Here is an 11,390-nt window from a genome sequence, read left to right as displayed (position 1 = left end):
GGCCACATGGTATCCTTGCGCGTGCGTGCGGTCGAGATGCCTTCTCGCCAACCCGCAGCGCTCACGCGGCACCGCAAGGCAGAGACTTCTGCAGATGTTACGAATTTTTAGTATACTATTGCATACAATACTTTCAAATCGGCCTGACTTCCGCTAAGGAAGCGGCAAGAAGGACTCGGCTCACAGGAGACCCCCATGACCAAGATCAAAGTTGATAACCCGATCGTCGAAATGGACGGCGATGAGATGACCCGCATCATGTGGCAGTTCATCAAAGACAAGCTCATCCTGCCCTATCTCGACCTCGATCTGCTCTATTATGATCTCGGCATCGAAGAGCGTGACCGCACCAACGACCAGATCACCATCGACGCCGCCGAGAAGACCAAAGAGGTCGGCGTAGCGGTGAAATGCGCGACCATCACACCGGATGAGCAGCGCGTCGAGGAATTTGGCCTCAAACAGATGTGGCGCAGCCCCAATGGCACCATCCGCAACATTCTCGGCGGTGTGGTCTTCCGCCAGCCGATCATCTGCCGCAACGTGCCCCGCCTTGTGCCGGGCTGGACCTCCCCCATCGTTGTGGGCCGCCACGCCTTTGGCGATCAGTACAAAGCCACCGATTTCACCTTCCCGGGCGCGGGCAAGCTGACCATGAAATTTGTCGGCGAAGACGGCACGGTGATCGAAAAAGAGGTCTATGACGCCCCATCCGCAGGCGTCTATCAAGCGATGTACAACCTCGACAGCTCGATCATCGACTTCGCACGCGCCTCGCTGAACTACGGCCTCAACCTTGGCTGGCCAGTGTATCTCTCCACCAAGAACACCATTCTGAAAGCCTACGACGGCCGTTTCAAGGACCTGTTCCAGAAGGTCTATGAGGAAGAGTTTGAAGAGAAATTCAAAGCCGCCGGCATCTGGTATGAGCACCGCCTGATCGACGATATGGTCGCCTGCGCCATGAAGTGGAACGGCAAATTTGTCTGGGCTTGTAAAAACTACGATGGCGACGTGCAGTCAGACACCGTGGCACAGGGCTTTGGCTCGCTCGGCCTGATGACCAGCCAGCTGATGACCCCGGACGGCAAGATCGTGGAGGCAGAGGCGGCCCATGGCACCGTCACCCGCCACTATCGTCAGCACCAGAAAGGCGAAGCCACCTCCACCAACTCGATCGCCTCGATCTACGCCTGGACCGGCGGCCTGAAGCACCGCGCCAAACTCGACAACAACATCGCCCTGCGCGCCTTTGCCGAGACGCTGGAGCGTGTGATCATCGAAACCGTTGAAAGCGGCTATATGACCAAAGACCTCGCCTTGCTGGTTGGTCCGGATCAGGGCTGGCTCACCACCATGGGCTTCCTTGAGAAGATCGACGAGAATCTCAACAAGGCGCTTGCCGCGTAACGTTTGAGAGGGCGCCCCATGCGGGCGCCTTTTCTTTTTACCACCTGAATTTACATGCCCAAACTTCATGCAACGGCAGAGCTTTGTGCAGCGTTCATAGCTGCTTTGCCCTGCCCCCTCTGGACAGTCCGCGCTCTCTGATCCAAATCGCACCCCATGGTTAGCTTTCTGGAATCCCCTCACCCCGAAAAACACAGCCTCTTTGATGATTTTCAGGGGCTTATGGTTGGCACACTTTTGGTGGCGCTGTCTGTGACCTTCCTGCAGAACAGCGGGTTGTTCACCGGTCAAATCGCGGGCCTCGCACTTGTGGCCAGCAAAGCGCTTGGCGTGCCCTTCGCCGCGTTGTTCTTTGTGTTCAACATGCCGTTCTACGTGATCGCCTACCTGCGCATGGGGCTCACCTTCACGCTCAAAACCTTCATGGCTGTCGGGCTGCTGTCGCTCTGGTCCTATCTGCTGCCCAGCTTCTTCACCATCAGCGACCTCAACAATCTGGTGGCCGCAATCCTCGCAGGCATCACCGCAGGCTCCGGCCTGATAGCCCTGTTCCGCCACGGTGCCACCCTTGGCGGTGTGGGTATCGTTGCGGTCTGGCTGCAAGACACCCGCGGCATCAAAGCAGGCTGGACGCAACTTGGGTTTGATGTGGTCGTCTTTGCACTCGCCCTGTCGTTTTTTGACCTGAACGCTGTCGTCTTCTCGCTGATCGGCGCCGCGATCACCAATATAATGATTGCAACCAACCACCGGCGCGATCGCTACATCGCGCGCTGACCATCAGGACGCCCCATGCCCAAAGCCTATCTGATCCTCTTGATCGCCGTTGTGTTTGAAACCATCGGCACCGCCGCGCTTCAGGCAAGCCAGCAGTTCACCAAACCGATCCCCTCCATCATTGTGGTGATCGGCTATGGTCTGGCGTTCTACATGATGGCGTTGACCCTCAAGTTCCTGCCAGTGGGCATCACCTATGCGGTCTGGTCCGGCCTTGGCATCATCTCGATCTCCGTGATCGCCTATTTTGCTTTCGGCCAAAAGCTCGACCTGCCCGCCATTTTGGGAATGGGTCTGATTGTGGTTGGCATCTTGATCATCAACCTGTTTTCTAAGACCGCAGTGCATTAATTTCCCTATAAAGGGCTGGCCTTTTGTCGCAACCCGCGTTAGGGCGGGCGCGAACAGAAAAGGCTGCCCTTATGGATCTTCGCAACATCGCCATCATCGCTCACGTTGACCACGGCAAAACCACGCTTGTGGACGAGCTGCTGAAACAGTCGGGCGCATTCCGGGAAAACCAAGAAGTGGCGGAACGCGCCATGGACAGCAACGATCTGGAGCGCGAACGCGGCATCACGATCTTTGCCAAGCCAACTTCCGTGGAATGGAAAGGCACCCGCATCAACATCGTGGACACCCCCGGCCACGCCGACTTCGGTGGCGAAGTGGAGCGTATCCTGAGCATGGTGGATGGTGTGGTTCTGCTGGTGGACGCCGCAGAAGGCCCAATGCCCCAGACCAAATTCGTGACCTCCAAGGCGCTTGCGCTGGGTCTGCGCCCGATTGTGGTGCTGAACAAAGTCGACAAGCCAGACGCCGAGCCGGACCGCGCGCTGGATGAGTGTTTTGACCTCTTTGCCTCGCTTGATGCAAACGACGATCAGCTCGACTTCCCGCATATGTATGCCTCCGGCCGTAACGGCTGGGCGGATGCAGAGCTTGATGGCCCGCGCAAAGACCTGCACGCGCTCTTCAACCTGATCGTGAACCACGTTCCTGCCCCCAAGCAGGTGACCCGTCAGGACGATGATTTCCGCATGCTGGCCACCACGCTGGGCTCTGACCCCTTTGTGGGCCGCATCCTCACCGGTCGTGTGGAATCCGGGACACTGAAAGTGGGCGCAACCGTCCAGGCGATCTCCCGCATCGGCCAGAAAATCGAACAGTTCCGCGTCACCAAGATTCAGGCCTTCCGTGGTCTTGCCCAGCAGGACATCGAAGAAGCCCAAGCTGGCGACATCGTCTCCATCGCGGGTATGGCGAAAGCCACCGTGGCAGACACCATCTGCGCGCTGGCCGTGGATGAGCCGCTGGAAGCACAGCCAATCGATCCGCCCACCATCACCGTGACCTTTGGCATCAACGACAGCCCTCTGGCCGGTCGTGACGGCAAAAAAGTGCAGTCCCGTGTGATCCGTGACCGCCTCTATAAAGAAGCGGAATCCAACGTCGCGATCAAAATCGAAGACACCCCGGGTGGCGAAGCCTTTGAGGTGTCCGGCCGTGGCGAACTTCAGATGGGCGTTCTGATCGAAAACATGCGCCGCGAAGGCTTTGAGCTGTCGATCTCCCGTCCGCAGGTGATCATGCGCGAAGAGAACGGCGTGAAGATGGAGCCGGTCGAAGAGGCCACCATCGACGTGGATGACGAATACTCCGGCGCGGTGATCGAAAAACTCACCGGCGCGCGCAAAGGTGAGCTGGTTGAAATGCGCCCCGCAGGTGCAGGCAAAACCCGCATCATCGCGCACGTCCCATCCCGTGGCCTGATCGGCTACCACGGTGAATTCCTCACCGACACCCGCGGCACCGGCGTTCTGAACCGCGTGTTCCACGGCTGGACCGAATTCAAAGGCGCCATCCCGGGCCGCCGCGCAGGTGTGCTGATCTCCATGGAGAACGGCCAGTCTGTGGCCTACGCTCTCTGGAACCTCGAAGATCGCGGCAAGATGATGATCGGCGCACAGGCCGACGTCTACACCGGCATGATCATCGGCGAGCACTCCCGTGACAACGATCTCGAAGTGAACCCGCTCAAAGGCAAGAAGCTCACCAACGTTCGCGCCTCCGGCTCTGACGAAGCGGTGCGTCTGACCACGCCGATGGTGCTCTCTCTGGAAGAGGCAATTGCCTACATCAACGACGACGAGCTGGTGGAAGTGACCCCCAACAACGTGCGTCTGCGCAAACGCTATCTGGACCCGCATGAGCGCAAGCGGATGTCCAAGCAAGTTGGCTAAATGACAAAACGCCGGAGCCCCGCTCCGGCGTTTCTTTTTGGGATCTGCTGCACCATGGTTTTGCAACCGCGCGCGGCATATCGCATTAAGTCTTGAGAAAACGCGCATTTTGTTTGACCTTTGGGACAATTGATTTCCAAAGGTTCTTTTTTGTCGCCATGTTGCTCAGACTGCTTGCAGCTTTTGCCCTCAGCCTCCTTACCTTCACGCCCGCGCTCCTGCATGCCCAGATGGAAGGCTTTGGCGCGCTCCCCGCGCGACAAGCGATCACCACACAAAACGCCCATAAGCGCGTGGGCGTTGGCATCAAGATCGACCAGATCACCTTTGTTGATCAGCAGTCCGAAAACTTCGGCGTGGTCGGCACGCTATTTCTGCAGGTGGACTACCCCGATCTCGCCTTTGACGCCGAAGAACACGGCTTTGAATACAAAACCTACAGTCCGGAAGGGTTCAGCGAAGAACTGAAAGAGAGCGGAGAGTTTCTGCCCTATTTCATCTTCCGCAACCAGCAGGGCCGCCGCTTCACACAGCAATCCTCAATTCTGGTCTCTGCAACGGGTCAAACAAACTACGCCGAACGCTTCAGCGCCACCTTTCAGGCGCCACACTTCAATTTTAAAAGATATCCGTTTGATAAGCAGGAGTTTTTTGTCGAAGTCTCCTCCCTGCTTCCTACCGAATTTGTGGAATTCTACCCACTGGAGGACAAAACCGGCATGGGGGATTTGCTCGGCGAAGAGGAATGGATCCTGTCCAACTCCAGCATCGCCGCCTCAAACGTGCCCGGCATTGGGGAGCGCGAAACCTCCATGGTTGCCCTGCGGTTTGAGGGCAAACGCCATGTGCAATATTACATGCTGCGCATCATGCTGCCGCTGGTCATCATCCTCTTTGTAACCTGGGCCACGTTCTTTCTCGAAGAATATCGCCGCCGCATCGACATGGCCTCCGCCAATCTGCTGGTGTTTGTCGCCTTCAACTTCGCGATTTCCACGATGCTGCCAAAGCTCGGCTATCTCACCTTTATGGATTCCCTGCTGGCGGGCATGTTTGTCATCACCGGCTCAACCGTGCTTGTGAACATCATGCTCCGGCGCATGAAAACCACGGGCCGCGAAGCCCTGGCGCGCAAGATCGACACCTATCTGGTGATCTGGGTCTACCCGATCCTGCACGGCATCTTCCTGTTCTGGGCCGTGCGGTTCTTCCTGATCTGAGGTCAACTCAGCGGCGAGAACGGCTCGATCTCATAGCTTCCGTCTTTGTGAAAGCGGCAGAAGCTGCCCGGCGGCACCACTTCCCAGCCATCTTCGGCGGGCACCAGAGGCTCGCTCACCACCGCACGGCCGCTCCGGCTTTCGCTGATCTTGTGATAGACCGTGGGCGCGCGATCATCTGAGGCATAGCGGATCGTATAAAGCGTCTCGCCATCAGAAAACGCTGTGGCCAGCCGCATATGTGGCGTGCTGCCCCGCTCCCGGCTCATCCGCTCCAGAATACCCACGGCAATTTCCATCGCCTCACGTGGATTGTCCTGCAAGCCTTCGGTCAGCCCCAAGAGAAACAGAACTTCGCTGTCCGTTGCGCCTTTGCGTTCCTGATAGAGGTCATCTGGGATCAGCATATCAGCACGGCGGCGGAAATTTTCAAATCCCCCGATCTGCCCGTTGTGCATGAAAGACCATTTGCCCATCGCAAAAGGATGGCAATTGTTGCGGCTGGTAGCAGTGCCGGTTGAAGCGCGCACATGCGCCAGAAACAGCTCCGATTGCACCTGCGCCGTCAGCGAGCGCAGATTGGGATCAGACCAGGCCGGATGGGTGTCGCGGTACAGCCCCGGTTCCGGACGGCTTCCATACCACGCCAGACCAACGCCATCGCCATTGGTCTGGGTTTTGCATTCAGTCGCCTGCATGCTTTGCTGGATCAGCGAGTGATCTGGCCGCGTGACGAGATCTTCAAGATAACAGGGGTGCCCGATATAGGCGGCCCAACGACACATCTGGCCAGTCTCCTTCCGCTTAATCGGTGGTTTCAACCACCATCAGTTCGCGCTCACTTGCGCCACGCGCATGGTTCAGCGCCTCTTGGTATTCAGGGCTGTGATAACAGGCCACCGCCGTGTCCACATCCGGGAATTTCGCCACCACATTGCGGGGGCGCTCTTTGCCCTCAAGCTGCACAAATTTGCCGCCGCGCGCGATGAACTCGCCGCCATGTTTGGCAATCGCAGGGCCTGCGAGCTCTGCGTATTTTCCATAGGCCTCCGCGTCGGTCACGGTGACATGTGCAATCCAAAGTGCGCCCATCTGGCTCTCCAATCCTGTTGTTCTGCCCGACACTCTAAGCCAAATGCCGGGCAGTCCAAGTAGAATTTGACCAAATGGTCAGCCAGCGATCACCGCTTCAGCAGCGACAAAGGCTTCGTCTGCTTTGGAGGCATCTTTGGCACCGCCCTGCGCCATATCCGGACGACCACCGCCGCCCTTGCCACCCAATGCGCCCACAGCCGCGCGCACCAGATCCACAGCGCTCAGGTCGCCTTTCAGATCATCGGTCACGCCAGCAGCCACAGCCACTTTGCCATCGGTGTCCGCAATCAGCAGCACCGCACCGCTTTCCAGACGCGCCTTATGCTCGTCTATCAGCGGCGGCAGGTCTTTGCCGGACACACCAGAGAGCACCTGTGCAAAGAATTTCACACCGTTGATCTCTTTGGCTTCCGGGCCAGCGCCCTGACCAGCACCACCAGACATGGCGAGCTCACGACGCAGGGTCGCCACTTCGTTTTGCAGCGCCTTACGTTCATCCAGAAGCGCTTTCACACGGTCCACGATGTCAGCAGGCTGCGCCTTCAACGTGCCAGCCACTTCGGCCACACGTTTGGCTTCACGCTCCAGATGCGCAAACGCCACCTCACCGGTCAGCGCCTCGATCCGGCGCACACCGGCAGAAGACGCGCTGTCAGACAGCAGCACAAACACACCGATGTCGCCGGTCTGTTTCACATGGGTGCCGCCGCAAAGCTCCAGCGAGTAAGTGTCGCCATTGAGGCCTTTGCCGGTGTTGGCACGGCCCATAGAGACCACGCGCACCTCGTCGCCATATTTCTCACCAAAGAGCGCCTGCGCGCCCATTTCACGGGCATCATCCGGGGTCATGATCCGGGTTTCCACGGCGGTGTTCTGACGGATATAGGCATTCACATCGAGGCCAACCTGGGTCAGCTCCTCAGCGCTCAGCGCCTTATTGTGGCTGAAGTCAAAGCGCAGACGGTCATCGGCGTTGAGCGAGCCACGCTGTGCCACGTGATCGCCAAGCGCCTCGCGCAGCGCTTCATGCAGCAGGTGGGTCGCGGAGTGGTTTGCGCGAATGGCGGTGCGGCGCGCGTGATCCACGTCCATGGCAACCGGATCACCTTTGGAGATCGTACCACGCGCCACTTTGACCTTATGCGCAATCAACTTGCCATCAGCAAACTTCTGCACGTCGGTGACATGGCCCAGCTCATCGCGGTTCTCAAGGCGCGCAACCACACCATGGTCTGCCACCTGGCCACCGCTTTCAGCGTAAAACGGCGTCTGGTTCATCACCAGCCAGCCTTCTTCGCCTTCCGCCAGCGCATCAACAAGCGCACCATCCTTCAGCACGGCCTGCACCTGCCCCTCGGCGGTTTCGGTGTCATAGCCAAGGAACTCGGAAGATCCGTTGTCCTCGGCAATGTCAAACCAGATCGCGTCTTCAGCCACATCACCGGAGCCCACATGGGCCGCACGCGCCTTGGCTTTCTGCTCCGCCATCGCGGCGTCAAACCCGTCGGTGTCAACCTCACGGCCCTTCTCGCGCAGCGCATCCTGCGTCAAATCCAGCGGGAAGCCATAGGTGTCATAGAGTTTGAAGGCCGCCTCACCAGAGAGTGGCGCGCCCTCTTCCAACCCGCCAAGCTCGTCATCCAGCAGCTTCAGACCACGATCCAGCGTCGCTTTGAACTTGGTTTCTTCCTGCTTCAGGGTCTCTTCGATCAGCGCCTGCGCCTGTCCCAGCTCCGGGTAAGCTTGACCCATCTGAGTGACCAGCGCTGGCACCAGCTGATGCATCACAGGATCTTTTGCCCCCAAGAGGTGCGCATGGCGCATCGCGCGGCGCATGATACGGCGCAGCACATAGCCACGGCCATCGTTGGACGGCATCACCCCATCCGCCATCAGGAAGGAAGTGGAGCGCAGATGGTCCGCAATCACGCGGTGGTGCACGTTCTGATCGCCATAAGGATCGGTCGAGGTCACATTGGCAGAGGCCTCGATCAGCGCCTTGAACAGATCGGTGTCATAGTTGTCGTGGCTGCCCTGCAGCAACGCGCCGATCCGCTCCAGCCCCATGCCGGTGTCGATCGACTGCATGTCCAGCGCTTTCATCGAGCCGTCTTCAAACTGCTCGTTCTGCATGAACACCACGTTCCAGATCTCAATGAAACGGTCGCCATCTTCCTCAGGGGAGCCGGGAGGGCCACCCCAGATGTGATCGCCGTGGTCATAGAAGATTTCCGTGCACGGACCACAAGGGCCGGTTGGCCCCATCTGCCAGAAGTTATCCGAAGTGGCGATGCGGATGATCCGCTCCTCAGCCACGCCGAGTTTCTTCCAGATCTCAAAGGCTTCGTCATCGGTGTGATAGACGGTGGTGTAGAGCTTGTCCTTCGGAATGCCGAATTCCTTGGTGATCAGCTCCCACGCAAATGGGATCGCCTCATCTTTGAAGTAATCGCCAAACGAAAAGTTGCCGAGCATCTCAAAGAATGTGTGGTGGCGCGCGGTATAGCCCACGTTGTCCAGATCGTTGTGCTTGCCACCGGCGCGCACACATTTCTGGGAGGTTGTCGCGCGCTGATAGTCGCGTTTTTCCACCCCTGTGAAGAGGTTCTTAAACTGCACCATCCCCGAGTTGGTGAACATCAACGTCGGGTCATTGCGCGGCACCAACGGGCTTGAGTCCACAATCTCATGGCCCTGTTTGGCGAAGTAATTCAGAAAGGTCGACCGGATGTCGTTAAGGCTGGCCATGGGCTGATCTCTTTACCTGAGTTTCGGTATTGCAGCGGGTTTATAACCCCCACGCCTGCCTGTCCACATGTCAAAGAGATCAAGGCGCAGCTGGACCTATATCCGGTCGATTTTCCGCATCACATCCCCGCTGCGCACGACACCGTCCTTCTCAATGCTGCACAAAATGCCCCGCAGTCGCAGGTTGCGGTATTCCGGCGTGCGCACCCAGTCAAAAACCGGCTGACCATAGCGCGCTTTCCACTTCACACAGGCATCATTGAACACCTCAGACACCCGCAGCACCGCGCTGCCCACCGAAAGATATTGCCCCTCGGGCAGGTTCGCCTCGGTCATATCCAAATCGGCGGTAAAGGTATCACCGGGAAACAGCGCGTCATCTTCTGGGGACCAGACCAGATCCAGAACCCGTTTTGGAATCACACAGACCTGAATGCCCGGATGCGGATCACCGTTTTCCGTGCGGATCCAGGGTTGGGTCATCCACCGCTCGCCCGGAATGCCCTGCGCTTTGGTCAGGGTGATCTCATCGACAAATTTGCGCGCATTGCGTTCAGGGCGCAGGCACAAATGCGAAATGGCCGCCCCGTCTTTGGGAGCGGCCAAAACATGCGGCAAAGCCCGCATTAACTCTTCATGTGAAGGGGTCAATCTTCCAAAAGCTCTTCGTCAGCAGGTGGCATGTCGAAATCCAACCCATGTGCGGCGCGGATCTTGTCTTCGATCTCAAGCGCCATACGGGTGTTTTCCTTCAGGAAGGTCTTGGCGTTCTCACGCCCCTGCCCGATCCGCTCATCACCATAGCTGAACCAGCTGCCGGATTTCTCCACCACACCGGCTTTCACGCCCAGATCCAGCAGTTCCCCCATTTTGGAGATGCCTTCACCATACATGATGTCAAATTCCACCTGCTTGAACGGCGGTGCCACCTTGTTTTTCACCACTTTCACGCGGGTTGCGTTGCCGACCACCTCGTCGCGGTCCTTCAGCGCACCAATGCGGCGGATGTCCAGACGCACGGAGCTGTAGAATTTCAGCGCGTTACCACCGGTCGTGGTTTCAGGGCTGCCAAACATCACGCCGATTTTCATCCGGATCTGGTTGATGAAGATCACCATACAGTTGGAGCGTGCGATAGAGCCTGTGAGCTTACGCATCGCCTGGCTCATCAGGCGTGCCTGCACACCCACATTGCTGTCACCCATGTCGCCTTCAAGTTCGGATTTCGGCGTCAGTGCCGCCACCGAATCGACCACAACCATGTTCACAGCCCCGGACCGCACCAGCGTGTCGGTGATCTCAAGCGCCTGTTCCCCGGTGTCAGGCTGCGAAATCAGCAGCTCGTCCAGATTGACGCCAAGCTTCTTGGCATACTGCGGGTCCAGCGCGTGTTCCGCATCCACAAAGGCGCAGACGCCGCCTTTTTTCTGCTCCTCTGCAATGCAATGCAGCGTCAGCGTGGTTTTACCGGAGCTTTCCGGCCCGTAAATCTCAATGATCCGGCCCTTGGGCAGACCGCCAATGCCCAACGCAATGTCCAGACTCAGGGACCCGGTCGAGGTCGCCTCAATCTCCTGTGCAGGGTTGTCAGCCCCCAGCTTCATGATGGAGCCTTTGCCGAACTGCCGCTCGATCTGTGCCAGCGCGCTGTCCAGCGCCTTCTGTTTATCCGGGGATGAGGATTTCTTGGAGGTCATTGTCAAAAGATCTGCCGTTGCCATTTTGCTTGGTTCCTTATTCCACACCCGCACGCGGGCGGCAATCACTGCCTGTGTTCACCTCTTGTTCCACAATCTTATGAGATCAAAAGGAGAACAAATCAATAGAAAAGAATAAGAACATCTTCCGCAGGCGCTGGTTAACAACTAGTTTACGGATCAATAATAAGTTGAGACAA

General features: G+C 58.0%; 10 protein-coding genes. 5 read left to right on the top strand and 5 right to left on the bottom strand.

Features of this window, described 5'->3' with window-relative positions:
* Positions 1-195 precede the first annotated feature (195 nt).
* From ACO07T_RS13285 to ACO07T_RS13265, 5 genes are all read left to right on the top strand, one after another.
* Complete coding sequence (locus ACO07T_RS13285) at positions 196-1,410, top strand: NADP-dependent isocitrate dehydrogenase (protein WP_209080951.1); 1,215 nt, start codon at positions 196-198, stop codon at positions 1,408-1,410.
* Between the two features lie 156 nt (positions 1,411-1,566).
* Complete coding sequence (locus ACO07T_RS13280) at positions 1,567-2,187, top strand: YitT family protein (protein WP_422049813.1); 621 nt, start codon at positions 1,567-1,569, stop codon at positions 2,185-2,187.
* A 15-nt stretch (positions 2,188-2,202) separates the two neighbouring features.
* Positions 2,203-2,538, top strand: a complete 336-nt coding sequence (locus tag ACO07T_RS13275; RefSeq protein WP_422049812.1) for a DMT family transporter — start codon at positions 2,203-2,205, stop codon at positions 2,536-2,538.
* 71 nt (positions 2,539-2,609) lie between these two features.
* On the top strand, positions 2,610-4,430 hold the full coding sequence (typA, locus tag ACO07T_RS13270) for a translational GTPase TypA (RefSeq protein WP_209062916.1): 1,821 nt from the start codon (positions 2,610-2,612) through the stop codon (positions 4,428-4,430).
* 158 nt (positions 4,431-4,588) lie between these two features.
* A complete protein-coding gene (locus ACO07T_RS13265) occupies positions 4,589-5,650 on the top strand; it encodes a hypothetical protein (protein ID WP_422049811.1) in 1,062 nt (353 codons plus the stop codon).
* A 2-nt stretch (positions 5,651-5,652) separates the two neighbouring features.
* Here the strand turns inward: ACO07T_RS13265 and ACO07T_RS13260 are convergent, their stop codons facing one another.
* The 5 genes from ACO07T_RS13260 to recA all read right to left on the bottom strand — a co-directional run bounded on the left by ACO07T_RS13260 (position 5,653) and on the right by recA (position 11,214).
* A complete protein-coding gene (locus ACO07T_RS13260) occupies positions 5,653-6,435 on the bottom strand; it encodes a class II glutamine amidotransferase (RefSeq protein WP_422049810.1) in 783 nt (260 codons plus the stop codon).
* A 19-nt stretch (positions 6,436-6,454) separates the two neighbouring features.
* Positions 6,455-6,742: a DUF1330 domain-containing protein gene (locus ACO07T_RS13255; protein WP_209062921.1), complete on the bottom strand. Its 288-nt coding sequence runs from the start codon at positions 6,740-6,742 to the stop codon at positions 6,455-6,457.
* A 78-nt stretch (positions 6,743-6,820) separates the two neighbouring features.
* Positions 6,821-9,493, bottom strand: a complete 2,673-nt coding sequence (gene alaS, locus ACO07T_RS13250) for an alanine--tRNA ligase (protein ID WP_422049809.1) — start codon at positions 9,491-9,493, stop codon at positions 6,821-6,823.
* 96 nt (positions 9,494-9,589) lie between these two features.
* Positions 9,590-10,120, bottom strand: a complete 531-nt coding sequence (locus ACO07T_RS13245) for an MOSC domain-containing protein (protein WP_422049808.1) — start codon at positions 10,118-10,120, stop codon at positions 9,590-9,592.
* Positions 10,121-10,140: 20 nt separating this feature from the next.
* Complete coding sequence (gene recA, locus ACO07T_RS13240) at positions 10,141-11,214, bottom strand: recombinase RecA (RefSeq protein ID WP_209080932.1); 1,074 nt, start codon at positions 11,212-11,214, stop codon at positions 10,141-10,143.
* Positions 11,215-11,390 lie beyond the last annotated feature (176 nt).

The organism is Shimia sp., assembly GCF_965227725.1.
GTDB lineage: Bacteria > Pseudomonadota > Alphaproteobacteria > Rhodobacterales > Rhodobacteraceae > Shimia.
This window is presented reverse-complemented; position numbering and strand designations above follow the sequence as displayed.